This window comes from Candidatus Baltobacteraceae bacterium, from assembly GCA_036559195.1.
In the GTDB taxonomy this organism is placed as follows: Bacteria; Vulcanimicrobiota; Vulcanimicrobiia; order Vulcanimicrobiales; family Vulcanimicrobiaceae; genus JALYTZ01.
The window spans coordinates 10683-36210 of the sequence record DATBTN010000054.1; the positions used below are offsets into that span (position 1 = coordinate 10683).

The 25528-nt window shown below is 63.6% G+C and carries 22 protein-coding genes; 7 read left to right on the forward strand and 15 right to left on the reverse strand.

What is annotated here, in order from left to right; genetic code table 11:
• The first annotated feature begins 5 nt into the window (after nt 1-5).
• On the forward strand, nt 6-2720 hold the full coding sequence (locus tag VIG32_07880; GenBank protein ID HEY8297924.1) for a dynamin family protein: 2715 nt from the start codon (nt 6-8) through the stop codon (nt 2718-2720).
• Between the two features lie 24 nt (nt 2721-2744).
• Entirely contained in the window at nt 2745-3968 is a 1224-nt protein-coding gene (locus tag VIG32_07885) for an amidohydrolase family protein (GenBank protein ID HEY8297925.1), read from the forward strand.
• A 396-nt stretch (nt 3969-4364) separates the two neighbouring features.
• Here the strand turns inward: VIG32_07885 and VIG32_07890 are convergent, their stop codons facing one another.
• The 5 genes from VIG32_07890 to VIG32_07910 are packed head-to-tail and all read right to left on the reverse strand — an operon-like array spanning nt 4365 to nt 9074.
• The gene (locus VIG32_07890) at nt 4365-5072 is read right to left on the reverse strand and encodes an ABC transporter ATP-binding protein (GenBank protein ID HEY8297926.1); all 708 of its coding nucleotides are present in this window, start codon (nt 5070-5072) and stop codon (nt 4365-4367) included.
• Nucleotides 5073-5074: 2 nt separating this feature from the next.
• Nucleotides 5075-5851: an ABC transporter ATP-binding protein gene (locus tag VIG32_07895; GenBank protein HEY8297927.1), complete on the reverse strand. Its 777-nt coding sequence runs from the start codon at nt 5849-5851 to the stop codon at nt 5075-5077.
• Nucleotides 5848-6924, reverse strand: a complete 1077-nt coding sequence (locus tag VIG32_07900; GenBank protein ID HEY8297928.1) for a hypothetical protein — start codon at nt 6922-6924, stop codon at nt 5848-5850. Before VIG32_07900 ends, VIG32_07895 begins: the two co-directional genes overlap by 4 nt.
• On the reverse strand, nt 6921-7832 hold the full coding sequence (locus tag VIG32_07905) for a branched-chain amino acid ABC transporter permease (protein ID HEY8297929.1): 912 nt from the start codon (nt 7830-7832) through the stop codon (nt 6921-6923). The genes VIG32_07900 and VIG32_07905 overlap by 4 nt, the downstream gene beginning before the upstream one ends.
• Nucleotides 7833-7841: 9 nt before the next feature.
• A complete protein-coding gene (locus VIG32_07910) occupies nt 7842-9074 on the reverse strand; it encodes a branched-chain amino acid ABC transporter substrate-binding protein (GenBank protein HEY8297930.1) in 1233 nt (410 codons plus the stop codon).
• A 117-nt stretch (nt 9075-9191) separates the two neighbouring features.
• Here VIG32_07910 and VIG32_07915 point away from each other — a divergent pair, with 117 nt between their 5' ends.
• The gene (locus VIG32_07915; GenBank protein HEY8297931.1) at nt 9192-10421 is read left to right on the forward strand and encodes an FAD-dependent oxidoreductase; all 1230 of its coding nucleotides are present in this window, start codon (nt 9192-9194) and stop codon (nt 10419-10421) included.
• On the opposite strand, the gene metH is transcribed toward VIG32_07915, so the two are convergent.
• The 3 genes from metH to cysK are packed head-to-tail and all read right to left on the reverse strand — an operon-like array spanning nt 10384 to nt 15930.
• The gene (gene metH, locus VIG32_07920) at nt 10384-13863 is read right to left on the reverse strand and encodes a methionine synthase (GenBank protein ID HEY8297932.1); all 3480 of its coding nucleotides are present in this window, start codon (nt 13861-13863) and stop codon (nt 10384-10386) included. The two genes, VIG32_07915 and metH, sit on opposite strands and share 38 nt — an antisense overlap.
• Nucleotides 13856-14911: an asparaginase gene (locus tag VIG32_07925; GenBank protein HEY8297933.1), complete on the reverse strand. Its 1056-nt coding sequence runs from the start codon at nt 14909-14911 to the stop codon at nt 13856-13858. The genes metH and VIG32_07925 overlap by 8 nt, the downstream gene beginning before the upstream one ends.
• 56 nt (nt 14912-14967) lie before the next feature.
• Nucleotides 14968-15930, reverse strand: coding sequence for a cysteine synthase A (gene cysK / locus VIG32_07930; GenBank protein HEY8297934.1), 963 nt, complete (start codon nt 15928-15930; stop codon nt 14968-14970).
• Nucleotides 15931-16050: 120 nt separating this feature from the next.
• Between cysK and VIG32_07935 the strand changes: the two genes are divergently transcribed.
• The gene (locus tag VIG32_07935; protein HEY8297935.1) at nt 16051-17073 is read left to right on the forward strand and encodes an MBL fold metallo-hydrolase RNA specificity domain-containing protein; all 1023 of its coding nucleotides are present in this window, start codon (nt 16051-16053) and stop codon (nt 17071-17073) included.
• Entirely contained in the window at nt 17051-18793 is a 1743-nt protein-coding gene (locus tag VIG32_07940; protein HEY8297936.1) for a serine hydrolase domain-containing protein, read from the forward strand. The genes VIG32_07935 and VIG32_07940 overlap by 23 nt, the downstream gene beginning before the upstream one ends.
• Nucleotides 18794-18962: 169 nt before the next feature.
• Here VIG32_07940 and VIG32_07945 read toward each other — a convergent pair whose 3' ends face one another.
• On the reverse strand, nt 18963-19241 hold the full coding sequence (locus VIG32_07945) for an Lrp/AsnC ligand binding domain-containing protein (GenBank protein ID HEY8297937.1): 279 nt from the start codon (nt 19239-19241) through the stop codon (nt 18963-18965).
• A gap of 45 nt (nt 19242-19286) precedes the next feature.
• Here VIG32_07945 and VIG32_07950 point away from each other — a divergent pair, with 45 nt between their 5' ends.
• Nucleotides 19287-20966 (forward strand): ATP-dependent DNA ligase, encoded by a 1680-nt coding sequence (locus VIG32_07950; GenBank protein HEY8297938.1) that lies wholly within the window; start codon nt 19287-19289, stop codon nt 20964-20966.
• A gap of 12 nt (nt 20967-20978) precedes the next feature.
• On the opposite strand, the gene VIG32_07955 is transcribed toward VIG32_07950, so the two are convergent.
• From VIG32_07955 to VIG32_07965, 3 genes are read right to left on the reverse strand one after another with little or no spacing between them, the layout of a single operon-like run.
• The gene (locus VIG32_07955) at nt 20979-21221 is read right to left on the reverse strand and encodes a hypothetical protein (protein HEY8297939.1); all 243 of its coding nucleotides are present in this window, start codon (nt 21219-21221) and stop codon (nt 20979-20981) included.
• A 13-nt stretch (nt 21222-21234) separates the two neighbouring features.
• The gene (locus VIG32_07960) at nt 21235-22080 is read right to left on the reverse strand and encodes an enoyl-CoA hydratase/isomerase family protein (protein HEY8297940.1); all 846 of its coding nucleotides are present in this window, start codon (nt 22078-22080) and stop codon (nt 21235-21237) included.
• The gene (locus tag VIG32_07965; protein HEY8297941.1) at nt 22077-23204 is read right to left on the reverse strand and encodes a Phenylacetic acid catabolic protein; all 1128 of its coding nucleotides are present in this window, start codon (nt 23202-23204) and stop codon (nt 22077-22079) included. The genes VIG32_07960 and VIG32_07965 overlap by 4 nt, the downstream gene beginning before the upstream one ends.
• Nucleotides 23205-23305: 101 nt before the next feature.
• Here VIG32_07965 and VIG32_07970 point away from each other — a divergent pair, with 101 nt between their 5' ends.
• Nucleotides 23306-24145, forward strand: coding sequence for a PaaX family transcriptional regulator C-terminal domain-containing protein (locus VIG32_07970; GenBank protein ID HEY8297942.1), 840 nt, complete (start codon nt 23306-23308; stop codon nt 24143-24145).
• 64 nt (nt 24146-24209) lie between these two features.
• Here the strand turns inward: VIG32_07970 and VIG32_07975 are convergent, their stop codons facing one another.
• The 3 genes from VIG32_07975 to VIG32_07985 form a co-directional block, all read right to left on the reverse strand.
• Entirely contained in the window at nt 24210-24410 is a 201-nt protein-coding gene (locus VIG32_07975; protein ID HEY8297943.1) for a hypothetical protein, read from the reverse strand.
• Nucleotides 24411-24470: 60 nt separating this feature from the next.
• Complete coding sequence (locus VIG32_07980) at nt 24471-24815, reverse strand: hypothetical protein (protein ID HEY8297944.1); 345 nt, start codon at nt 24813-24815, stop codon at nt 24471-24473.
• Nucleotides 24805-25528: aldehyde dehydrogenase family protein (locus tag VIG32_07985; GenBank protein ID HEY8297945.1), on the reverse strand; the 724-nt coding region annotated here is incomplete at its 5' end. The genes VIG32_07980 and VIG32_07985, both read right to left, overlap by 11 nt.

Sequence of the window (25528 nt, forward strand, 5' to 3'; positions counted from 1 at the left end):
GCCGCGTGAAGATCGACGCCGATGCCATGGCGCGGTACGAGGCCGTCCGCGACGACATCGTAGCGCAACTATCGCAACTCGAAGCACTCTTACCCGAGAAGCCGCGCTCCGACCTGGAAGCCGCGCGGCTGCGTCTCGAGCGCGGGCGATTCGTCCTCGCGGTCGTCGGTGAATTCTCGAGCGGCAAGTCCTTCTTGCTCAATGCGTTACTCGGGAAGTTTCGCTACGAGGAAGTGCAGGGTCGCGAACAAATCGTCGGCCTGCTCGCGACCGACATCAATCCGTCGACGGCGACGATCACCGAACTCGAATACTCGCCGGTCAACGAAGCCTATTCGTACTACGAGGACGGCCGCTCCGAGCGAATCCCGCTCGACCGCCTCTCCAACTTCGTGGCGGTCGCCGGCAGTACGAGCGACGCCGGCGCCGTGCACAGCGCGACGCAAGACGATCGCGGCGCACCGACTCGCGTCGTCGTTAAAGTCGATTCGCCGTTTCTAGGGCGCGGCTTCGTGGTCGCCGATACGCCGGGGCTCGCCTCGGTCAATCCGGCGCATCGTCGCGCGACGCTGCAGTTCTTGCCGGCCGCCGACGCCGTCCTCTACCTCATCGATACGCAGCAGCCGTTTACCGAGGGCGATGCGTCGTTTCTCGGTATCGTCCGCCAACACATCGACTCGATCTTTATCGTGCAAACGAAGATCGATCTTTGGGACCAGCGTCAGCGCGATGGGCGGCTCGCGTGGGAGAGCGCGCACGAGCGCATCGCGCAACTCGCGGCGGTTCACGCACCCGGTACGTACGTCTACGCGCTCTCGGCGCGACAGTATGCCGACGGCGTCCTACGCCAAGACGCCGCGCTGGTCGAAGCGAGCCGCTTCGAACGCTTTCTCGGCGCGCTCGACGCGTCGCTCATCAAGACGACCGGCCGATCGCGCCTGCGCCGCATCAACGAGCGCGTGCGCGAAGCGGCCGGCGACGCGCTCGTTCAAATCGAACGCGACCTCGCCATGCTCGCGCTCGCTCCGGTCGCGCTGAGCGCTCGCCGCGATCTGCTCCTGCCCGATCTCGAACGTCTCGACCTCGGCGTCGCCGCCGAGCGCGGCGCGCTTGGTGCGATCGCCGCCGCGCGCAAAGAGACGCTCGCGCGGCAGACCTCGGCGTTGATCGACGATATCGAACGCGCGCTCGGGCAAACCTTCGACACCGCGGACATCGCGCGGCTGCGGGATCGCGCGCGTTTGCACGTCCTCGTCGACCGCGCGCTCGCGCAGGTTGTCGGTGAGTTCGCAAACGAGGTCGCCGCGGCCGTTTGCGCCGAACTCGACGCTGCCGTCGTGCGCGGGACGGCGCTCGTTCCACTGCGCTTCGCCCTCGCCGATACTGCCGCGCTTTCGTTCGGAGCCGAGCCGGGCACGAGCGTGTGGAACGGCGACGTCCGCGACGCGATCGCCGCGACGATCGTACTCGAAGCGATCGGCGGACCCGCGATCGCACTGGTGCAAGAGATCTCCGCGCGCTTCGCCGGGGCGTCGCCCGGCAGCTATATGAAACGCGAGCTTACGGCCGATTTGCGGGCGACGATCTTTCCGCAACTGCGCGATGAGATCGCGGCGTTCGGTGCCGACACGGCCGCGAAGCTCGCGCGCATGTACGATGGCTACGATGCCGAGCTAGCCGGAGGAGCCGAGCGCCGGCGCGAGGCCGAGATCGGAACCATCGAGCGCGCCCTGGCGGTTCGGGCGCAGGGCGGCGATGTCGCGAACGTCGTCGCGCAGTTGCAGGCGCGGCGCGAAGCGATTGCCGCGCTTCTTTCGCGCGTCGGCGAGACCGTCGATGCGTTTCTCACGCGCGATGAAGAGATCGCGCCCGCCGACGCGGGCCCCGAGGCGATCCGGCGCGCGCACGTCGAGCAGATCTTCGATCGCGAGGCGTACGGACGCGGGCTGCGCCCGCAGCGGTGGCGCGTGACCGTTCTCGGCGCGCTGCGGCGCGGAAAATCGAGCCTGATCAACACCGTCGCCGGTCGCCGCGTTTTGGCCGACGAGACGGCCGGCGTCATCGCGTACCCCGTTCACGTACGCTATGGCGAGCAAGAGCAGGCGTTCGCGTTACACGAGGGCGGCGAGTGGCGCGAGGTCGAGATCGAGTCGGCACTCGATGAAGCCACCCGCAATCCCGTATTGATTTTGGTTCCGTGGAAACTCCCGCGCGAGCTCGTGCTCGTGCACGCGCCGGCCTTCGATACGGGCGATCCGATGGCCGAAGACATTTGCATCGTGGCGGCTCGGGCTTCGAGCGAGGTGCTTTGCCTCTTTTCGCGTCAGCTCTCCGATCGCGAACTCGCGATCTACGAGCGCGTGGCCGAGCTCGGCAAGCCGATGCTCTTCGCGCACACGATTGCAGACAACGAGTCCGCATCCGAACGGCGCCACGTCGTCGCGCTCGCGCAGCAGTATCTCCAAGAGCACAACATCGAATCGCAGCGCATCTTTACGATCTCGACGCTCGAATATTCGCAAGCGAAGCGCGAGGGGCGCGCGCCCGCCGGATGGAACGAACTCGATGCGCTGATCTCCACGCTCGAAGGGCATGCGGAGGCTCATATGGCGCGTTTAGCCCGTCTCGAACGCGCGGCGGCCGCACCGGCGGCGGTTGCAACATCCGTCGTTCGCGAAAAAGCAAAAACAGGTTTGCTCGCGCGTTTGTTCGGGAAGTAGATTTGGGTTCTACAGCGCTCCCGAATGTGGGGAGTACGCCGGGCTGCGACGAAGCATTCGGCGTGCACGGCGAAGGAGGCAATTCCCACGTCTGACCGTTTCACCCTGGGCCCCGCGACGCTTGCGATCGGCGATGGGTCATCTACCTACGGTCGCCTGGTCGTTGCGAACGGTCGAATCAGCGAGGTTCTTCCCGCCGACGGTCCGAGCGACTTTTATCTCCCCGCCGGTACGACGATCGCCCCGGGACTCATCGAGCTCCACACGCACGGTGCGGGTGAGTTTCTATTCAATCGCGATCAAGGATACGCGGTGCCGGTTGCGGCGGTCGAATACGCGCGCCAGGGCGCCACGGCATTCGTCGCCTGCATTATGACGGCTCCTTGGGAATCGATGCTGCACGCTGCCGGCGAAGTCGTCGAAGCGGCGCATCAGCTCGAAGAGGACGAGCCGCGCGGAGCGCGTTGCTTGGGCATTCATTTTGAAGGGCCGTTCCTCAATCCGAAATTTCGACGCGTCCATCGCGCCGAGTGGATCATTCCCGCATCGGCAGAGCGCGCCCGAGCGATGGTCGATGCGTGTAAAGGCGCGTGTCTGATGGTAACGCTCGCGCCCGAGATCGACGGCGCCGGTGAAGCCGCGCGCGTCTTTCTCGAACACGGCTGCGTTTGCTCGGCGGGACATACGGGCGCGCGGTATCGCGAAGGTATGCTGGCGATCGGCATGGGCTATCGTTCGCTCACGCACGCGTTCAACGCGATGCTGCCGCTCGATCACCGCGAACCGTCGATTCTCGCGGCCTTCATTCAAGATACGCGCACGATGGTGCAGCTGATCTGCGACGGTCATCACGTGGCGCCGGTCATGGTCGATATTCTGCACCGCACGATCGGCGACCGGCTGATCCTCGCAACCGATCTAATGCCGCCGGCCGGTCCGGGCTATCGCGTCGAAGGCGGCGTGATGCGCTCCGAAGACGGCACGATTGCCGGCAGCGCCGTCAAGATGGATCAATCGCTGCGCAACTACATGACGTACACGGAGATTTCGTTTGCCAAGGCGATCGCGGCCGTGACGCACGCGCCCTCGAAACTTCTCGGTTACGAGAGCGACCTGGGCCGAATCGCGAAGGGCTTACGCGCCGATCTCTCGTTCTGGAACGACGATTATCACGTCATCGGCACGATGGTCGGCGGAACGATGGTCCACGGCGACTGCGTCTCCCCTGTGGCCGCTGCAGCTTCATAGCCCGTGAGCGTGCGGGCTTGCGAGGGGGACGAGTGCGTTGCTGCGGGACGCCCGCTTTTTCGCATCGTGCGAAAAAGCTGCTCCCTTCGTCGTCGCTCCCGCCATCCTGGCTCCGCTCCTCCCTCAGAGGCCCGCCGCAACGCACTCGTCCCCCTCGCAAGCAGCTCCCCTTGTCATCCTGAGCTTGTCGAAGGACGGGTTTGTCGAGGGGACGAGCTTGCTCGAGGGGCGTGCACTTTGTCGTCCTTCGACAGGCTCAGGATGACAAGGGGGCGAGTGAGAAAAACTTGAGCCCCTTTGTCATCCTGAGTTTGTCGAAGGACGGGGTTGTCGAACGGTCGGGGGACGGTACTTGTAGACGGCACGATCCAAACGACACGAACGCGATCGGACGTTTCACGCCGTGCCGAGGTAGGCTTCGGCGACGGCGGGGTTGTTGAGGAGATCGTTGCCGGCGCCCTCGAAGCGGATGTTGCCGGTTTCGAGTACGTAGCCGCGGCGCGCGATGCGTAGCGCTTGGCGCGCGTTTTGCTCGACCAAGAGTACCGTGGTACCGCGTGCGTTGATCTCGCGAATCACGCCGAAGATGGTTTGCACCAGGATCGGCGCGAGTCCGAGCGACGGCTCGTCGAGCAAGAGCAGACGTGGGCCGCTCATGAGGGCGCGCCCCATCGCGAGCATCTGCTGCTCGCCGCCCGAGAGCGTGCCCGCCGATTGTTCGAGGCGTTCCTCGAGGCGCGGAAACGTCGCGAGCACGTAGTCGAGCCGCTCGGCGACGAGCGCGCGCGACTTGACCGTATAGGCGCCGACGTCGAGGTTTTCGCGAACGGTCATACGCGCGAACACGCGCCGCCCCTCCGGCGAATGGCCGATTCCTAGACGCACGATCTCGTCGGGCGTTTGGCGGCGCAGGTCGCGTCCGTCGAAATGCACGCCGCCGGCCGAGGGTTTGAGCAAGCCGCTGATCGCGCGCAGCGTCGTCGTCTTGCCGGCGCCGTTGGAGCCGAGCAGCGCGACGATTTCACCCTCGTCGACGTGCAGGTCGACGCCGCGCAGCGCTTGGATCCCGCCGTAGTGCGCGTCGAGCCCGTGGATTTCGAGCAAACTCACGACGCACTCTCGGCGGGCGCGCCCAGATAGGCCTCGACGACGCGCGGATCGTTGCGCACTTGCGCCGGCGTTCCGCGCGCGATGCATTCGCCGTGATCGAGTACCGTGATCTCTTCGCAAACGCTCATGACCAGGCTCATATCGTGTTCGATCAGCAGCACGGTCACGCCGCGATCTCGAATCGCGCGAATCAAGCCGGCCAGATCGTGCTTCTCGCGCGGGTTCATGCCGGCCGCCGGCTCGTCGAGCAGTAACAGCTTCGGCGAGCTCCCGAGCGCGCGCGCGATCTCGAGCCGGCGCTGCGATCCGTACGGCAGATTGCGCGCGTACGATTCCCGAACGCCGTCGAGGCCGACGAACTCCAGCAATTCGCGGGCGCGTTCGCTCGTCTTGCGTTCTTCGACGCGCTGCGAAGGCGTGTGCAGGAGCGAGTCCCAGATGCGCGCGTGCATGCGCGCGTGCTCGCCGACCATCACGTTGTCGAGCGCGGACATGAACGAAAAGAGCCGGATGTTTTGGAACGTGCGAGCGATGCCCAGCGCCGCGATCTCATGCGTGGGCCGGCCGTCGATTCGCGAACCGTCGAACGAGACGCTGCCGGTCGTCGGCAGATAGATACCGGTGATCGTGTTGAAGACCGTCGATTTGCCGGCGCCGTTGGGTCCGATGATCGCCGCGATCGAGCCGCTTTCGACGGCGAACGACACGTCGTTCGCAGCAACGAGTTTTCCAAACGTCTTGCCGACGCCGCTTACGTCGAGCAGCGCGCTCACGGTACCGATCCTTCGGGCACGGCGGCGTGGCGAAGTTCGGCACGCCGTTGGCGGCTGGGAAGCAGTCCCTCGGGCTTAAAGAGCATGATCGCAACCAAGATCGCGCCGTAGATGAAAAAGTGGTAGTTGCTGAAATCGACGTGCAGTCCGATGCCCGTCGCCAGCACATTCGCCTGCGGGAGTACGACGCTGTTGACCAGCGTCAGCAACAAACTTCCGATCACCACGCCTGGAATGTTGCCCATACCGCCGAGCACGAGCATCGAGACGATCAGCACGCTGACTTGAAACGCAAAGAGATCGGGCGAGACGAGACTGAGCTTCGCCGCAAAGACCACGCCGCCCAAGCCGCTGAACGACGCGCCGAGTGAAAATGCCGCGAGTTTTACGAGCGTCGTGTTGATTCCCATGTGCTTGGCCGCGAGCTCGTCTTCACGGATCGCCATCCACGCGCGTCCCAAACGGCTGTCGCGTAAATTACGCGCCAGGAACAGCCCGATCGCAATCAGCGCGAGCGTTACGTAGTAATAGGGAATGGCGCGTTGCCCGAACGAGCGTCCGAAAAACGAAGGGAAATCGAGCGCGCTGATGCCGTTGGGTCCACCGGTATACTTGGTGAGGTTTTGAAATATCTGCGGCACGATCTCGCCGAAGCCGAGCGTCACGATCGCCAGGTAATCGCCGTGCAAGCGCAGCGTCGGCGCGCCGAGGATCAATCCGAAGAGTGCGGCTAGCCCGGCGGCGACGAAGAGCAGCACCCAAAACGGAAGATGCAACCCGAATTGCGGACTCGCAAGCATCCCGTACGTGTACGCACCGATCGCGAAGAACGCCGCATACCCGAGATCGAGCAGGCCCGCGAAACCGACGACGATATTCAGGCCGAGCGCGAGCAGCACGAAGATACCAGCGTCGGCTAAAATATTGTACGTCGAGTCGTTGCGATCGAGCAGCGGTGCGAGCAAGAGCGCCGCGCCGAGCGCCAAATACACGATCGTCTTCGTGCGGCGGTTTCGCAGCCGCTCCGCCGCGATCACGACGGCAATCGTGACCAGAAAGTAGAGGTAGATCATACCTTTTCGGGCAGCGACTCGCCGAGCAATCCGGCGGGCCGAAAGACCAGCACCAGAATTAAAATCGCAAAGACGGTAACGTTGCTCCACTGCCCGCCGAGCTTCCAGGTCGCGAACGACTCGATGATGCCGATGAGAAACCCGCCGAGCATCGCGCCGGCGAGGTTGCCGATCCCGCCGAGCACTGCCGCGGTAAAGGCCTTGAGCCCCGCGCCGAATCCATTGAAGAACCACGTGGACTGGTAGTAGACGCCCGAGACGAGGCCGGCCACGCCGGCGAGCGCGCTGCCGACGAGAAACGTAATGGCGATCGTTCGATTGATGTTGATACCCATAAGCTGCGCGGCCTCGCGATCCTGGGCCGTCGCGCGCATCGCCCTACCGATTCGCGTCTGATGCACGAACAGTTGCAGCAGCGTCATCATAACGATGGCGAGCGCGATCACGACGAGTTGCTGCGTCGCGATGCCGATCCCGGCAACGTGCAAGGTCGGATTGGGGATCACGCTCGGAAACGCGACGGGCGCCGGCCCGCGCCAGAGCTGCATCAGGTTCTCGAGAATAAACGACACGCCGATGGCCGTAATGAGCGGCGCGAGACGCGGCGCGTTGCGAAGGCGCCGGTATGCCAGCCGTTCGATCAGCACGCCGACTAAGCCACAGAGCAAGGCCGCGCCGACGAGCGCGATCGTCACGTCCACGATCAGCGCCACGCCGTGCAGCTCGCCGCTGACGCCGAGCAACCCGAAGATCGCGAGTGCGAAGAACGAGCCGAGCGTGTAGACGTCGCCGTGAGCGAAGTTGATCAGACCGATAATCCCGTAGACCATCGTGTAACCGAGCGCGATCAACGCGTAGATTCCGCCAAGCGAAAGACCGTTGATGAGCTGGGCCAGGAATTCGTGCATCGGCGGCGTTTAGGTTTTGAGGTTGATTTGATTGATGAAGTACGGAACGCCGTTCTTGAAGCCGTAGAGGCTAATGACCGGATTCTTCACGTCGCCGTTAGCATCGAATCCGATCGGCCCGATCGGCGTAGCGAGCGCGTCGGTCTTGGCGACTTGCGCCAGCACTTGGGCGCGCGTCGGCAACTTGTTCCCATCGGCTTTGGCTGCGAGAACCACGGCGTTGATGGCGACTTCGGCCGCCGCATAGGCGTTCGCGCTGTAGGGACCGATCGGCGTATGGTAGCGGGCGACGTAGTCTTTCACAAACGTCTGCGCTGCCGGGAGTTTCTCCGCGTTGGGCGCCGCCAGCGTGTAGTAGGTACCGTCGCTGAGTTTTCCCGCAACGGTCGCGAGATCGGCGATGCCGTCGCCTCCCATGAACGGCACTTTGCCGAGGCCCGTTCCGAACATCTGCTTGCGAATCAAACCGCCGCCGGTGCTGGTGACGCCGCCGTAAAAGACGAGGTCGGGTTTTACGCCGGCCACCTTGATGAGCAACGCCTTAAAGTCTTGCGTGTTCTTTGCCAGATGATCGTGTCCGAGTACGCTGCCGCCGAGCGCTTTGAAATCTTGTTCGAACCGGTTCGCCAAATCGAGCCCGTACGTTTCGTTGTCGTCGATGATATAGACGCTCTTATAGTTGAGCTTGCGTGCGAACTGTGCGAGCGCGGAACCCTGCCGCGAATCGGTGCTGCAAACGCGAAAGAACGCGTTAACGGTCGGATTCGCGCGTCGCAGCATCTTCGCCGCATCGCCCATCGTCAATCCGTCGCTCACGACCGACGGACCGATCTGGGCCAACCCGGCGGCATTGGTGACGGGGATTTCGGCGGCAGCGACGTTCGAGTTGTAGGGTCCGATCATCGCGAGTACCGCATCGTCGCTCGCGAACGTGCGTACGTTCGCGACGCCTTGCTGCGGGCTGTGCACGCCCTGCACCGCGTCGTCGAGCGGGTACGCCGCTAGGCCGAGCCCACCCGGTAAGCCCTTCTTCTGCGCTTGCTCGATTGCCAGCAGCGCGCCTTGTTGCGTGCTCAGGCCAACCGATGCGTCGCCGCCCGAGGTCGGCAAGTCGATGCCGATCTTCACCGTCGTTCCAGCGGCGTTTGACGACGAGCTCCCGCCGCCGTTCGAACACGCGCCGAGCATGCCGGCCAGCGCCGCGAGGGCGAGCGGGGTCATCAAGGATCGAAAAACGCGCATCGGGCCTCCACGAGCGGATGAAAACGGCGGGCCGCCGTCTCCGTAAGGCCGTTGGGTTAGGCGCGCGCGCCCTTCCCCCCTAGGAGCGCGCTCGAAAGCCGTGAACGTCAACGGGCGATGACGAACGTGCGTTGCTGCATCGTCGGAGGCGGCCCGGCCGGTATTATGCTTGGATACCTGCTCGCGCGCGCCGGCCTTGAGGTAGCCGTGCTGGAAAAGCACGCCGATTTCTTTCGCGATTTTCGCGGCGACACGATCCACCCGTCGACGCTGCAGCTCATGTACGAACTGGGGCTGCTCGACGAGTTTCTCCGATTGCCGCATCAAGAGGTGAGCGAGCTAGGCGGTCAGATCGGCGACGATTCATTTACGGTGGCGGACTTCTCGCATCTCTCCACGCGCTGCACATTCATCGCACTCATGCCGCAATGGGATTTCCTGAATTTCATCGTCGACCAAGCGAAGCGCTATCCGGGCTTTCACCTGTACGTGAACGCGGAGGTCACGGATCTGCTGTTCGATGGAGAACGCGTCGCCGGCGTCCGCGCGAAGACGCCGCAAGGCGTCGAGGAGTTTCGTGCCGATCTCGTGGTCGGGGCCGACGGCCGAAGTTCGAAGGTTCGCGAGCGAGCCGGTTTGGAGATACTCGATCTCGGCGCGCCGATGGACGTGCTCTGGATGCGGCTATCGCGCCGCGAGAGCGATCCCGGTCAGGCGCTCGGACGCGTCGATGCCGGCAAAATCCTCGTCATGATCGATCGGCGCGACTATTGGCAGTGCGGATTCGTGATCGCGAAAGGCAAACTGGACGAAATCAAACGTCGCGGCCTGCCCGCTTTGCGCGACGACGTCGCGAAACTCGCCCCGTTTGCCGCCGACCGCGTCGACGAGCTGCGCGACTGGGACGACATCAAGCTGCTGACCGTCAAGATCGATCGGCTGAAGCGCTGGCATCGGCCCGGACTGCTGTGCATCGGCGACGCGGCGCACGCGATGTCGCCGATCGGCGGCGTTGGAATCAACCTCGCCATCCAGGATGCCGTTGCGTCCGCCAATATCCTCGCGGATCCGCTGCTGCACCAAAACCTTTCGAGCTCAGATCTCGCCCGGGTGCAGCGCCGCCGCGAGTTTCCGACCCGCGTCACGCAGCGCATGCAAGTCTTCATCCAAGATCGCATCGTCAGCGCCGTTTTGAATAGCCAGGGCAAACTTTCGGCGCCGTGGCCGCTGCGCGCGATGAACGCCTTTCCGTGGCTGCGCCGGATCCCCGCACGCCTCGTCGGCGTCGGAATCCGCCCCGAACACGTCGCTACGCCGGCTCGAGCTCCCGGGTCGCGGCCGCGTTAAAGTAGCTCGCGCGCGGGTGATGCATGACGATCGCCGCGGTCGATTGCTCGGGAACGATCTGACCGGCGTCGGTTAGAATCGTGCCGATCGCATTCTGCGCGTCGAGCAGATCGAAAGCGATGCGGTGCTGCAGCACGTCCGGGCACGCGCCGTATCCCCACGAGTAGCGCTTGCCGCGATCGGGCGCCAGTCCGAGTTCCGCGCGAATGTGACGATGCGACCACTCGGCGAGCGCCTCGGCGCTCTGCACCGAGAAGCCGTGCAGAAAATAGGACTCGCTGTAGTCGCCCGCTTTTTGCAGCACCTCGGTGCGCTCCGAGGCTTCGGTGCCGACGGTGACGACTTGCAGCGCGACGACGTCGCTGCCGCGCCCGTTCTCCGGCTCGCGCAGGTAGTCGGCCAGACACAAGTGTTCGCCACCGGCCTGGCGCGTGAACGGGAAGCGGGCGATTTCGCGCGCCGTGTCGTTCGGATCGTAGACGATGACGTCGTTGCCGACGCCGGCCGCCGGAAAATACCCGTACACGACGCGCGGCGCGAGCAGCGCTCCGTTCTGCGCGAGTTCCTGGTAGCGCTTCAAACGTGGCTCGAACTCCTCGCGGATCAATCGCTCGAACGCCTCGCCTTTGGTGTTCGCCGCGCCCCACGACAAGCGGTACAGGCTGCGCAGATCGAAACACGGCCAGAGATCGGGCAAATCGATGTGCGCCAGCGTGCGCGGCCCAAAGAATGGGGCGCGCGGAACATCCACCCGCTCGTTCTTGACCGCCGCGATGCGGACCGGCGCGCCGTTGGCCGGTACGGCCGCCGCTTTGGCGGCGTTCGCAGCGACCGCTTCGCCCTTCATGCGCTCGACGAAGGCTTCGCGCGATTGCGGGTTGCCGACGAGCGCCTCCATGATGTCGAGCCCTTCGAAGGCGTCTTTGGCATAAAAGAGTCCCGGTGCGAAGACCCGTTTGCCTTCGTCGAGCATCGAGATGCGTCGGCCGAAGTCCCGGTTGATCGCCGCGCCGCCGACGAGCACCGGAAACGCGAGGCCGCGTTGGTCCTGTTCCTGCACGCAGATCGGCATCTGCTTGCTCGTTGAAACCAGGAGCGCGGAGAGTCCGATCGCATCGGCGCCGACCTCGATCGCCTTCTCGAGGATCGTGTTCATCGGCACTTGTTTGCCTAGATCGAACACGGTGTAGCCGTTATTGCTCAGGATCGTATTGACGAGATTTTTGCCGATGTCGTGGACGTCGCCGAAGACGGTTGCGAGCACGACCTTGCCTTTACTCGTGCCTTCTTTCTTCTCGAGAAACTGCTCGAGATGCGCGACGGCCTTCTTCATCACCTCGGCCGATTGCAGAACGAACGGCAGGATCAATTCGCCCGACCCGAACTTATCGCCGACTTCTTTCATTGCGGGCAGCAAGACGTTGTTGAGCACGTCGACCGGATCGCGACGCGCGAGCGCCTCGTCGACCTTCGCTTCGATTCCGTCTTTTCGACGGCGGAGGATCGCGTTGTGAATGCGCACTTCGGCCGGCGCGTCCGCGTCTTCGTCGCGCGCGTCTCCGGCCGACGCGCGCGTGGTTCCGGCGTCCTCGAAGTGTTCGATGACGCGCTGCAGCGCGTCCGCCCGCTTGTTGAATACGAGATCGTCGCACAGTTCGCGTTCGGTCGCATCGAGTTCGCCGTAGGGCGTAATCTCTTTCGGATTGACCAAGGCCATATCGAGCCCGGCTTGCACGCAGTGGTGCAGGAAAACCGAGTTGAGCGCCGCGCGCGCGTGCGGCTTGAGCCCGAAACTCACGTTGCTCACACCGAGCGACGTCAGCACGCCGGGCATCTGCGCTTTGATACGCCGGATTCCGTCGATCGTTTCGACGGCCGAATCGACGTACTCGTCGTCGCCCGTTGCGAGCGTGAAGGTGAGATCGTCGAAGATCAGGGCGCCGGCCGGGATGCCGTATTCGTCTACGACGATATCGTAGATCTTCTGCGCGACCTCGGCCTTGCGCTGCGCCGTCTTCGCCATTCCCGCTTCGTCGATCGTGAGTGCGACGAGCGCGGCCCCGTGCTCCTTGGCCATCGGCACGATCTGATCGACTTTGACGCGGCCGTTCTCCAAGTGAATGGAGTTTACGATCGCGCGGCCGGGATTGGCTTTGAGCGCGGCTTCGATCACTTTCGGTTCGGTCGAGTCGATCATTAGCGGCGCTTCGACCGACTGCGCGAGCTTGCGGACGATCAGACGCATCTGTTCGTCTTCATCGGTACGCTCGGTAACGGCGCAGCAGACGTCGAGCACGTGCGCTCCGCCTTCGACTTGTTCGCGTGCGACGAGCATGATGTCGTCGTACTGCTCGTTGAGCAGCAAACGCTTCAGCTTTCGCGATCCCTGAGCGTTGATGCGTTCGCCGATGATGAGCGGACGCGGCTCTTGTTCCAGCGAGAGCGCCGTCATCGCCGACGCGGCATACTGCTGCGGCTTGGGCTGGGGCGAGCGGCCGTGCAGACCTTCGATAGCGGCGCAGATCGCCGAGATGTGGGCCGGCGTGCTGCCGCAGCAGCCGCCCACCACGTTGACGCCGAACTCGCGAACGAAGTCGCCGAGTTCGCGCGCCAGCTCCTCCGGCGTCTCCGGATAGATCGTCTCGCCTTTGGGTCCCATCAGGGGGAGGCCCGCATTGGGAATGACGCTGACGAACTTATCGGACATCTCCGTGAGATATCGCATCGAGTCGCGCATCTGGGCGGGACCCGTCGAACAATTCAAACCGATGACGTCGATCGGCAGCGCGTCGAGCGTCGCGCAAATCGCGCGAATGTCGGTACCGAGCAGCATGCGGCCCTCGGTGATGAGCGTCGGCTGCGCCTGGATCGGCACTCGTCGCAGACCGCGGTCGAATTCGCGAACGATTCCGGCGATCGCGGCTTTGAGTTCCAGCAGATCCTGCATGGTTTCGAGCAGCAAGAGATCGGCGCCGCCCTCAACGAGAAAGCGCGCCTGTTCGCCATAGATATCTGCCAGTTCGTCGTAGGTGATCTTCGAGAGCGATGGGTCCGACGACGAAACGAGCATGCCGGTCGGCCCCATGGAACCGGCCACGAACCGCGGCTTCTCGGGCGTCGAATAGCTGTCGCACGCGGCGCGCGCGAGGCGCGCGGCGTTACGGTTGACGTCGGCGACGCGATCGCCCAGCCCATACTCGTCGAGTTTGAGCCGCGATGCCGTGAACGTGTCGGTCTCGACGACGTCCGCGCCCGCTTGCAGATAACTCTCGTGGATCGCTTGAACGAGATCGGGGCGGCTCAGAACGAGCGCTTCGTTGCACCCCAGGTACTGCGCGCCGCCGAAATCGTCGGCGGTAAGCTCGAGGGCCATGAGCTGCGTTCCCATGGCGCCGTCAAAGACGAGCACGCGCCCGCTTAATTGGCGTAAATACTCAGACAAGATCTTCGTTTATACCCGCTTTTAAGACAGCGATGGTCGAACGTACGACGCGGATCTCCCCGACCGCACGTCCTGCCCGATTATACACGATTGGGTGCGCGAACTCCGCTAAGGCGGCCGCCTGCGGGCCGTCGAGCAGGCCCAGACCCTGCAGGCTTGCGATCGTCGCGGGACCGCGTCCGCGCGAACTGCCGTCGGCCATCTTCAGCACGAAACCGACGCCCGCGCCGATCGCAGCATCGGCGTGCACGCCTTCGGCACCGCCCTTGCAGCAGAGCGCCCCTTCCGTAACGTTCATGAGCTGCGTGTCGAATTCGCCGGTCCCGCTCACGTAGGCCGGATGAGCGATCATCGCCGAACGCACGATCTCCAGCGCGCGGGCGTCTTCGTCGGAGACGCCTTCGAGCGTCGCGAATCGCATGAACGATAGAGCCGCATTTCGCAGCGGCGTCGCGTAGACCGGGATGCCGCAGCCGTCGATTCCGAGCGCGAGGTCTTCGACGCGCTCGCCGGAGAGGCGGGCGCAAAACGCCAGTATCGCCGCCTCGGCCGGATTGCGCGCGTCGAGATAGGTCGCGGGGTCGGCCCCAAGCAGCAGGCAGAGCGCGAGAATGCCGGCGTGTTTACCGGAACAATTGTTGTGCAGCGCCGTGAACGGGAGACCCGCCCGCTCGAGATCGAGCGCGGCTTGCGCGTTATACGGCGCGTGCGCGCCGCATTGCAGGGCATGCTCGTCGAGACCGATCTTTTGCAGAATCGAGCGCACGGCATTGACGTGAAACGCTTCGCCGGAGTGTGAGGCCGCCATTACCGCGATCTCTTGCGGCTGCAGCCCGAAGCGCTCGCGCGCCCCGGCGGCGATCGCCGCCGCCGCGATAAACGGCTTTGCGGCCGAGCGCAGGTAGACCGGCACGTCGATCTCGCCGACGGCCGCGATCACCGCACCCCGCGAATCGACGGCGCACGCGGCGCCGCGATGAACCGATTCCACCGTCTCCGCGCGCGTTACCTCGACGAATGGCTCACCTTGAAGAACTCGACTCTGCACGCTCGCGCAACTTTCTTTCTCGGGATTCTCGAAGCCGCGCCGCGGCGCCGGCGGTGCTAGACGAGCGCCGGTTCGATGACGTTAGCTTCTTGGTCGGCAAAGACCGGGTTGGAGAGATACCGCTCGCCGGTATCGCAGCCGATCGTAACGATCGTCTTGCCTTTCGATTCCGGACGCGCGGCTACTTGCAACGAAGCCCAGATATTCGCACCGGCCGAAATGCCGACGAGCATGCCCTCTTCGCGGGCCGCGCGCCGCGCCATCGCAATGGCATCGTCGTCGGTGACGCGGATCACCTCGTCGTACACCTTGACATCGAGCACGGCGGGAACGAAACCCGTGCCCGCGCCTTGGATTTTGTGCGGCCCGGGCGTGCCGCCTGAGAGCACCGGCGAAGCGTCGGGCTCGGCAGCGATCACGCGCAGCCCGGGCTTTCGCTCCTTGAGCAAACCGCCGGCGCCCGTGATGGTCCCGCCGGTGCCGACGGCAGCCAGGAAGATATCGACGGCGCCGTCGGTATCGCGCCAGATCTCTTCGCCCGTGGTGCGCCGATGAATCGCCGGGTTGTTCGGGTTCTCGAATTGCTGGGGCATAAAATATTTTGTCGGGTTTGCGCCATGGATCTCGGCCGCTTTAGCGATCGCGCCCTTGATGCCGTCGACGCCCGGCGTCAATACGACTTGCGCTCCGTACGCTTTAAGCAGATTGCGCCGTTCCACGGTCATCGTGTCGGGCATCACTAAGATGCAGCGATAGCCTTTGGCGGCGGCCACGAAGGCGAGCGCGATCCCCGTGTTGCCGCTGGTCGGTTCGATGATGATCGAGTCGGGGCGCAAGCGACCCTCGCGCTCGGCGGCTTCGATCATCGCAACGCCGATGCGATCCTTTACGGAGCCGGCCGGATTGAATGACTCCATCTTCACGAGCACCGTACCGGGCAAGCCCTTGTTAAGCCGCGGGATTTTTACAAGTGGAGTGTTGCCGAACGTGTCGGTAATATTCTCATAGATCCGTGCCATTCGACAGAACTCCTAACGGGAAAGCCCCTTACAGCTGTGCGGGACCTCCATAACACATCGCAGCCCGAGCGGGTTCAGGCGGAGGCGGCGCGGTGCCACGGACCGAACTCACGTTCGACCGTGTTCTCCTTGTCGGCAAAATCACTCTACGTTGAGGCCATCGATCTTTGGATCGATTCGATGCGCTCGCGCGAGCGTTGTTACGTTTCGCACGGCCATAGCGATCACGCGCGCGAGCACGAGGTCGTGATCGCTACGCCCAACACCGCGCGCATCTGCCGCGCGCGTTTCTCGCGCGCCCCGAAGCGCCCCGTGCAAACCTCGCTGATCGCGAAGATCGAAAAGCCGCGCCCCGCCTGCAATTTCGAGGAACATGCGTATAACGAGCCATGGAGCGACGGCGCCCACCGGTTGACGCTTTTCTCCGCGGGCCACGTCTTGGGAAGTTCGCAGCTCCTGATCGAAGGCGCGGCGGGCCGCTTCGTCTACACGGGCGACTTCAATCTCGCGCCGGCCTACACGGCGGAGGCCCCGGAAGTAAAGCGCTGCGACGTCGTATTGATGGAATGCACGTACGGCCGTCCGCAGTATGCGTTTCCGCCGCGCGATGAGGTCGCAGGCGAAATGGTCGCATTCGCGCGCGCCGCGCTCGAAGAAGATGCCGTCCCGGTCTTTTTCGCCTATTCGCTAGGAAAGGCGCAGGAAGCCGTTGCTATTTTGGGACGCGCCGGTTTGCCGCTGACCGTGCACGGCGCTATCGACACGATGTGCGAGGTCTACCGCGAGAGCGGCGTCGATCTTCCGCCCTATCGGCGTTACGACGCGCAGACCTTCGCCGGCGGCGTTCTCATCTGGCCGCCCTCGGGCAAAAGCTTGCCGAAGGCACTGCACGGGAAAAGTCTGCGCACGGCGGTGCTCACCGGATGGACGCTCGACCGCGGCGCCGTTTTCCGCTACGGCGCCGATCGCGGCTTCCCGCTCTCGGACCATGCCGACTACCCCTCACTCTTGCGCTACCTCGAACTGGCTCAACCCCAAAAAGTGATCCTCAATCACGGCTGGCGGGATTTTGTCTACCGCTTGCGCCATTTGGGTATCGACGCCGAGTATTTGGAGGAACATGCGCAACTCACGCTCTTCTAAACACCCTTCTTCGATCGCGCTTCTATTGGGCGCGCTCTTGTTGCTGCCCGCCGCGCCCGCCGCAGCGCAGGGCAATGCCGCGCCCACGCTCGATGCCGCCCTCGCGCGAATCGGCGCGTACGCGCAGGCGGCCCTGGCCGAGCAAGGCGCGCCGGGGATGGCTCTCGCGATCACCGACAAGACGCACACGCTAAAAATCTTCACGCTCGGCTACGCGAATGTCGCGTCGCAGGCGCCGGTTACGGAAGCGACGCGTTTTGGAATCGGATCGCTCACCAAATCGATGACGGCCACCGCTTTGATGGAACTGCGCGACGCCGGCCGGTTCGATCCGCACGCGCCCGTAACGCACTATCTGCCGTGGTTTCGCATTCACACGGCGTATCGCCCCATCACGCCGCACGATCTGTTAACGCATACGAGCGGTATGCCCGACGGCGGCCTTTCGACGGGCATCGCGTCGGTCTATTCGATGCGCGATTGGTACACCGGATACGCGCCGGGAACGCACTGGTCGTACTCGAACGTCGGATACGACACGCTCGGTGAGATTTTGCAATCGCTCGACGCCGCCGACTATCCGGCAATCGTGCAGCGCCGCATCTTCGCGCCGCTGGGAATGACCGATACCACCGCGATTTGGTCGCCGCAAACGCTCGAGACCGCCGCGACCGGCTATCTCTATCGCGCCGACGACCGGCCCGCGCCGCAACAACCCGCCTTGATGGTCGCGCCCACGACCCATTACATCGACCCGGCCGGTTCCGTTCTCTCGACGGGCGGCGACATGGCAAAATACATGCGCTACTTTCTAAACGACGGCCAGGGCCCGCAGGGACGCATCATCTCCGACGCTAGTTGGAAGTTGATGACCACACCCGGCGTCACCGACGGCCACGAGCTCGGCGATGCGGCGCCGGGATTCTACCATCGCTACGGCTACGGACTCGCGATTCAAACCGTCGCCGGCGACACCGTCGTCGGACACACCGGCGGCGTGCTCGATTTTACCGCCTGCATGCAGATGGATCTCACGCGCGGCTACGGTGCGATCGCGATGACCAACCTCGCCTACGTGGGGCCGCGCCCGTGCCCGATCGTGTCGTACGCACTCAAAGTCTTGCGCGCCCAATCCGAAGGCAAGCCGCTGCCCGACATGCCGCAACCGCCCGATCCGCTAAAGGTAACGAAGCCGGCCGACTATGCAGGCACCTACCGCGCCGCCGACGGATCGGCGCTCGTCGTAGCGGTTAACGGCGACGACCTCACGCTGCAGTACGGCGAAAAGAGTGCGGCGCTCTATCCGCGCGGTACGAACAGTTTCTGGGTCGACAGCCCCGACTTCGCGCATTATTTGCTGCAATTTGGCCGGCAGAACGGCCGCGTCGTCGAAGCGTTCTACGGCCCGAAGTGGTACGTCTCAAATGCCTACACCGGAGCGAAAACGTTTGCCTATCCAAGTGCGTGGAACGCGTATACCGGCGACTACGAATCGATCGACGCCAACGGGTACTACGGTTCGCTACACGTGTTCGTCCGCAAAGGCAAGCTGGTCAGCGACGACGGCACGCAACTCGTTCCGCTCGCCGCAGGTCTCTTCCGCATCGGAACCGATCCCTGGACGCCGGAACGAATCCGTTTCGACGAGATCGTCAACGCCCACGCCCAACGAGCCCGCCTCCCCGGCAACGACCTCTACCGAACCCCCCTGTCATCCTGAGCTTGTCGAAGGACGGAGCCTGTCGAAGGACGTGGTTCGACAGGCTCACCATGACAAACGCACTCGTTGTCATCCTGAGCCCGTCGAAGGACGAAGCCCCCCACATGGTTCGACAGGCTCACCATGACAAACACACTCGTTGTCATCCTGAGCCTGTCGAAGGACAGAGCTACTCCGTGCCGATGTCCCAGAGCATGCCGAGATCTTTTTTCGCGAAGGAGCGAAACGAGATGAGCGTCTCGGTATCGACGATGCCTTCGAGGGCGGCGACGTGTTCGGTCACCAGATCGTTGAGCTGCTCGTGCTCTTTTACACGCACGATCGCGACCAGGTCGAACGGGCCGGCGACGCTGTAGACCTCGGCGATGCCTTCGATCGCCAGCAAATCGTCGGCGATCGTCTTGAGCCGCGGGCGCTCGACGTTGAGCAAAATGAAAGCGGTAACCATCTGGCGCAATGCCTTCGCCCCGGTTTTCGGGTAATCTTGCGTTAAATGATCCGTTTCGCGCAGACCTGCGCCGCGATCGCGCTGCGGCCGGCAAAACTCGAGAAGATCGCGCTCGTGGCGGAGTATCTCCGAACGCTCGACGAGGCCGATCTCACCGCGGCCGCGCGCTTCTTCACCGGCGGCCCCTTTGCGGCTCGCGAAGAACGTACGCTCTCTCTCGGGGGACGCGGCATCGTTGCCGCAGCTCGAAGCGTCTGGGTCTTCAGCGACGAGGCCCTCTCGCACGCCTATCGGGAACGCGGCGATCTCGGCGATGCGCTCGGCGCGCTCGCACGTCCGGGAACCGATCTCGCGCTCTTCGCCGAGCAACTCACGCCCGCGCTCCTTTCCGAACTCTTCATGCAAGCCGCGAATGCCGACGGGAAGAACGCCGGGAAAACGCGTTCCGCGATCTGCGCGCGAATTCTTCGCGCATGTGCGGACCCGCTTGAGGTAGCGTACGTCGTCAAGATCATGACGGGGGACTTGCGCATCGGCTTACGGGAGGGGCTGATCGCGGACGCGATCGCGCTAGCTTTCGAGCGCGACGCGGGCGACGTTCGTCGCGCCGCGATGGTCTGCGGCGACATCGGCGCGACGGCCGTGGCCGCCAAGGTCGATCGGCTCGCCGAGATGCGCGTCGCGTACGGCTCGCCGATTGGGTTCATGCTCGCAACGCCGATGTTCTACGGCGGCGGTTACGCCGAACTCTCCGAGCATGCGTGGATCGTCGAAGACAAGTTCGACGGGATCCGCGCGCAGATTCACAAAAGCGACGGTCGCGCGCGCATCTTCTCGCGCACGCTTAACGACGTCACGCACTCCTATCCCGAAGTCGCCACCGCAGCCGAGGAACTCGCGGGTGATCTCATACTCGACGGAGAGATCGTCGCGTTGCGCGAGGGCCGCGTGTTACCCTTTCGCTCGCTGCAGGCTCGCCTCCAACGCAAAGCCGTGGACCCCGCTCTACTCGCGGAAGTCCCCGTTACGTTCGTCGCCTTCGACCTGCTCGCACGCGGCGACGCATTGCTCGTCGACGAACCGGAGCTGCAGCGGCGCGAGCAGTTGCTCGACGCGGTCGCGCCAAGCGCGCATCTTGCGATAGCGCCGTTCGCACGTCTCCCGCAGCCGCTCGTCCCCGAGATGCTGGACGAACTCTTCGAAGACGCCCGCAGTCGCGGCCACGAAGGCCTCGTCCTCAAACGAACGGATGCGCCCTATCATCCGGGCCGGCGCGGCAAGTGGTGGCTCAAGCTCAAACGCGAACTCTCAACGCTCGACGTCGTCGTGGTCGCCGTGGAATGGGGTCACGGCAAGCGCGCCAAGGTTCTCTCGGATTACACGTTCGCCATCCGCGGGCCGAACGACGATCTCCAGACGCTCGGCAAAGCGTATTCGGGTCTAACCGACGCGGAGATTGCGGGCCTCACCTCGTGGTTTCTCGCCCACACGCTGCCGTCGAGCGGCGAGGCTCCGCAGCGCGCGATGGCCGTCGAGCCGGCGATCGTGCTCGAAGTCGCGTTCGACATCATCCAACCCAGCAGCCTACACCAAAGCGGCTACGCGCTGCGCTTCCCGCGCATCGTGCGCGTGCGCGATGATAAACCGCCGGCCGAAATCGACACCCTCGAACGAGTCGACGAGATCTACCGCGCGATGCTAGCCCGCGAAACCGGCGCGAGTTAGCGAGCCGCGCCGCTAGCGGCGGAACTTGTTGTCGCGTTCTTCCTGAATGCGCAGCGCGCGTTCGTAGGCATCGGGCATGGGCTTACGCGTCTTCCGCACGCCCGCGGCGGCTCGCAAGCGCCCGAGACCAACGAGTGCGATGAGCGCCATGGCGGCCACCGCGAGCGCCGGTCGCTTCTGCCCGCCGATGCTGACTACCGAGAGGCTCGCAAGCGCCACGGCCAGCAGCGCCGCGAGCGTCTCCCATCGTCTCAACGTAACGCGACGCCTATTTGTTCTTGAAGCGCGCCATCCGCTTTTCGTTGTAGGATGCGATGCCTTCTTTGGCGTCCTCGCTCTTGAAGAGCAGCGACTGCAACTCGCGCTCGAGCGCGAGCGCATCGTTGAGCGGCAACTCGAGGCCCGTTTGAACGGCTCGTTTGATGTGCCCGACGGCCATCGGCGCCTTATTCGGCGTCGTGAATTGTTTCGCGTAGGTCATGATCTGCTCGCGGAAGGCGGCGGCGTCGCCTTCGTAAATATCGCTGACGATGCCCCACTCCAAGGCTTGTTCGAAACTGAAGGTACGGCCGGTGGCCATCAATTCGATCGCGCGCGATTTACCGACCAAACGCGCGAGGCGCTGCGTGCCGCCGGTTCCGGGTAGCACGCCGAGCGCGACTTCCGGCAATCCGATCTTGCCTGCGTCCTGGCGCGCGATGCGAATATCGGCGGCCATCGCGATCTCGAGACCGCCGCCGACCGTGTGACCGTTGAGCGCGGCGATCACGAGTTTCGGAGTCTGCTCGAGGCGCGAGAGCGTCTCGTTGGCGTGGAGACAAAACATGTATTTGAATTCGGGCGTCACCGCGTTGAGCATCGCGATGTTCGCGCCGGCCGAGAAAAATTTCTCGCCTTTGCCGATGAGCACGATCACTTCAACGTCCGAATCGAAACGCGCGTCGAGAATCGCTTCGTCGATCTGGCGCATCATTTCGTGCGTATAGGTGTTCGCCGGCGGATCGTCCATCTCGATTACGCCTACGTGCCCTTCGACAGTGTAATTGATCACGCGTTTACCGTCGAACGAGCGGGCCTCGCGACCGAACGGGGTCTGTTGAGTTAGGAGCGTCATGCTGCCGTCTTTCCTTTGGGAGCGATCCATTCGGGATTTTTGAAGTAATCTTGGAGGAGCACGTCGTCTTCCTGCGTGGGAAGCACCGTCGGCTCGTAGGCCTGCCATTGCGCTTCGGTAAGCTCGCGGCCGTCGATCGCGTAGTGCTTGCCGGCATACTCGCCAATATGGCGGTTGAATGCGATATGCGGCATCGAGATCGGCGTCGCCGACGTCGTGACCGCGTTAACGCGCTCGACGGTCTTCGCGCACTCATCGTAGAATTGGCCGCGGGCCCGCTCGTTGAGATGTTCGCGATCGGCCGGCTCGCCTTCGACTTGATCTTCGTCGACGCGACCTTTGATGCCCCAGGCGTAAGCCCACTGTGCCGAACTCGAATGGTCCGTGCCAAAGAGATCGAGCGAGCCCGAGATCCATTTGTTGTAATACTTCTGTTGGATCTCGACGGGGATGACGCCGGCCTGCGCGATCCGGCGCAATCCGGAGATGCCGGTTCCCATGTGGAACGATTCCTCGCGCAGCATCGCAAGCGTCGATTGCGCGAGTGGTGCGAAGCCGGAGTGCGAGAGCATCGAAAGCTGAAATTTCCCGTCGCGATCCATGAAATTCGTGTAGGCGAAAAAGTCCAGCCAGTGCGTGACGTCTTCGTTAAACGCATTGAGCAGACGGTTCTTTTTGCCGAACGCGCGGCGTTCGAGCATCTTCTGCGCTTCGATCTTGCCGTCGTTTCCGAAGTGATTGATGAGCAGATGGCACATCTGATAGCCGTGACGCGTCTCTTCCACCATAATGCGCACGAGCGACGCGAGGTCGTACTCGGTCGGCGCGTTGTTCACGAGGAAGCGCTGTTGCTCGTTGGAAGCGAACTCGGTATCTCCCTGATAGATGATCATGTTGAGCAGCGCGTCGCGCATGCGTTGATCGGGAATTTCGAGAACTTTCTCCCAGCGGCGCTCGCCCTTGTACTCGCCGAAGTAGATTTCGTCGGTCTTGAGCGCGTCGAATTTGGCCTCGAACTGGTAGCCGGGCATGAAGCGATCGATCAGACTCTGGTCCAAGCCGATATCGTGCTGCCACTCCTTGAGCAGGTCCATCCAGTCGTCGAAGGTCGAAATACGTGCCATGAGTCTCCCCGGAAAAAGCCGAGCCATGCGGCAGGCATGACGGAAAATCGCTAAAGCGTGAGAATACTGTTATACTACGCTCGCTCCAGGAGAGTGTCAAGGTGGCTTTGACGACCGACCGCTCGGTGACTCGGCCGAATTCGTTCATTTATACGCTCTTCGGGGACTTCGTTCATCGGCACGAAGCGAGCAACAACGAACTCTGGATTGGCGGCCTGATCCGGCTGATGGCCGAGTTCGGTCTCTCGGAGCCGGCCGTCCGCCAGGCGGTATCGCGGATGTCGCGGCAAGGGTGGCTCGTCGCGCGCAAGCGCGGCACACGCTCGTTTTACGCGTTGACCGAGCGGGGCAAACGGCGAATCGAGACGATCAGCCCGCGCATCTATGGCCCGGTGGTCGAGTGGGACGGCCGTTGGCGCATGCTGACCTACTCGGTCGCGGAGACCAATCGCGAAGCGCGCGATCGCTTGCGCAAAGATCTCGCGGTGCTCGGATGGGCGCCGCTCTCGGCCTCCACGTGGATCAGCCCGACCGACGCCATCGCCGACGCGCGCACGGCAGCCGAATCGAACAACGTGCTCGACAACGTCGACCTCTTTGACGGTGAGTATCGCGGACCGCTCTCTGACCGCGCGTTGCTTGAAAAGTGTTGGGATCTCCCCGCCATCGGCGCGCAGTATCGCGACTTCATCGCGCGCTACGAACCGCGACTGCAAGCCGAACGAGCCGGCAGCGCACTCGGCGAAGAGGCCGCCTTCGTCGAACGCATGTGGCTCGTACACGACTACCGCAAATTCACCTACGTGGACCCGGGTTTACCGAGTACGCTCCTACCCGCGCACTGGCCCGGCACCGTCGCCGCCCAACTCTTCCGCGACTACTACGCCACGATCTCCCCCAAAGCCGAACGCTTCTTCGCAACCGCGCTACACGCACGATAACGCGTAGGGTTGAAGTGCATCCGGATTGGCTGCGATGCCGGAAACCGGCTAACCCGCCGCACAGTTAGAAATCGTAGACCTTGTGCAAGAATAGGAACACCGTAGCCGCAATCACAAACGCGGCCATTGCTCCGGCTGCACCAAACCTCGCTAATAAGAACAACTCGAGCAGTACAAAAAGCGCCGCAAAAACAATTCGGCCACAACCTTTGCGGGCCTGAGAGCTAAAGCCGCGGCCGCCCGGGCCGGCATCGCCTTTAGTCACCTGGCTCACTTACTCGCTTTGAATTCGTCGCGCAGGGCTCCGTGGACGATTCCAAACAACTTACTCGTCCGGGTCGTTTTCGTGGAGGTGGAGGTGGCAGCCGTCTTCGGCTTCGCGTAGGACCTCGCGGGCTTCGGTGAGGACGGCGGGCGATAGCGGGGCGGCCGGTTCTAGCGTGCCTACCTCGGCGAGGAATTCGGATTCGCTCCAGTCCTCCCACGTTTCGAGCGGCTCGCCGTCGACCTCGGCGGGAAAACGCACGCAGAAACCCTGATCGAGATGCAGGCCGACGAGCAGCACCTTCGTGCCGCGCGGGAAGTACGCGCCGTCCTTCCAGAGCGTGCCGTAGGCGGTCTCGTAACTCGCGCCGATGCGTAACTGTTCGATGTCGCGCTTATACCCCAAACGGGTTGATCGCTCTCTCGCCGACGTACGTTAAGATGCTCTTGATCTCCGAGTAGTGAGCGAGCGTGTCGAAGCCGAGTTCGCGGCCGTAGCCCGACTGTTTGAAGCCGCCGAACGGCACGCCGGGGAACACCGCGTAAGGCGTGTTGATGGCGACCGTCCCGCTGCGCAGCGCTTTGGCTACGCGGTTGACGCGGCCGACGTTCTGCGACCACACGCTCGCGGAAAGGCCGTACTCCGAATCGTTCGCCAAGGCGATCGCTTCGGCTTCGTCTTTGAACTTCGTGAGCGTGACGACCGGCCCGAAGATCTCCTCGCGCGAGATGCGATGCGTGGGTAGCGCCTCGAACGCGGTCGCGCTCCAAAACATGCCGCGTTCGAAGCCGTCGCCGATCTGCGCGGCCGCGCCGCCGACGATCGGCTTCGCGCCTTCGGCTACGCCGATCTCGCAGTACGTGCGAATCTTCTCGAGTTGCTCGGGCATCGTGATCGCGCCGATCTGCGTCTGCGGATCCTCCGGATTTCCCACGCGCAGCTTCTTAGCTTTAGCCGCGAACTGCTCGACGAATTCGTCGTAGATGCGTTCGTGAACGAGCACGCGCGAACGCGCTTCGCAGGTTTGTCCGGCATTGTAAAAAATGCCGTAGAGCGCACCGTCGACGGCTTGCGCGAGGTCGGCATCGTCGAACACGAGCGACGGCGATTTTCCGCCG

Excerpts from the sequence above, each read along its gene's own strand:
- VIG32_07885 (HEY8297925.1), top strand. The coding sequence starts at position 2,745 with ATGTGGGGAGTACGCCGGGCTGCGACGAAGCATTCGGCGTGCACGGCG.
- VIG32_07950 (HEY8297938.1), top strand. The coding sequence starts at position 19,287 with ATGATCCGTTTCGCGCAGACCTGCGCCGCGATCGCGCTGCGGCCGGCA.
- VIG32_07940 (HEY8297936.1), top strand. The coding sequence starts at position 17,051 with ATGCGCAACTCACGCTCTTCTAAACACCCTTCTTCGATCGCGCTTCTA.
- VIG32_07910 (HEY8297930.1), bottom strand. The coding sequence starts at position 9,074 with ATGCGCGTTTTTCGATCCTTGATGACCCCGCTCGCCCTCGCGGCGCTG.
- VIG32_07905 (HEY8297929.1), bottom strand. The coding sequence starts at position 7,832 with ATGCACGAATTCCTGGCCCAGCTCATCAACGGTCTTTCGCTTGGCGGA.
- VIG32_07960 (HEY8297940.1), bottom strand. The coding sequence starts at position 22,080 with ATGACGCTCCTAACTCAACAGACCCCGTTCGGTCGCGAGGCCCGCTCG.
- VIG32_07900 (HEY8297928.1), bottom strand. The coding sequence starts at position 6,924 with ATGATCTACCTCTACTTTCTGGTCACGATTGCCGTCGTGATCGCGGCG.
- VIG32_07945 (HEY8297937.1), bottom strand. The coding sequence starts at position 19,241 with ATGGTTACCGCTTTCATTTTGCTCAACGTCGAGCGCCCGCGGCTCAAG.
- cysK (HEY8297934.1), bottom strand. The coding sequence starts at position 15,930 with ATGGCACGGATCTATGAGAATATTACCGACACGTTCGGCAACACTCCA.
- VIG32_07965 (HEY8297941.1), bottom strand. The coding sequence starts at position 23,204 with ATGGCACGTATTTCGACCTTCGACGACTGGATGGACCTGCTCAAGGAG.
- VIG32_07915 (HEY8297931.1), top strand. The coding sequence starts at position 9,192 with ATGACGAACGTGCGTTGCTGCATCGTCGGAGGCGGCCCGGCCGGTATT.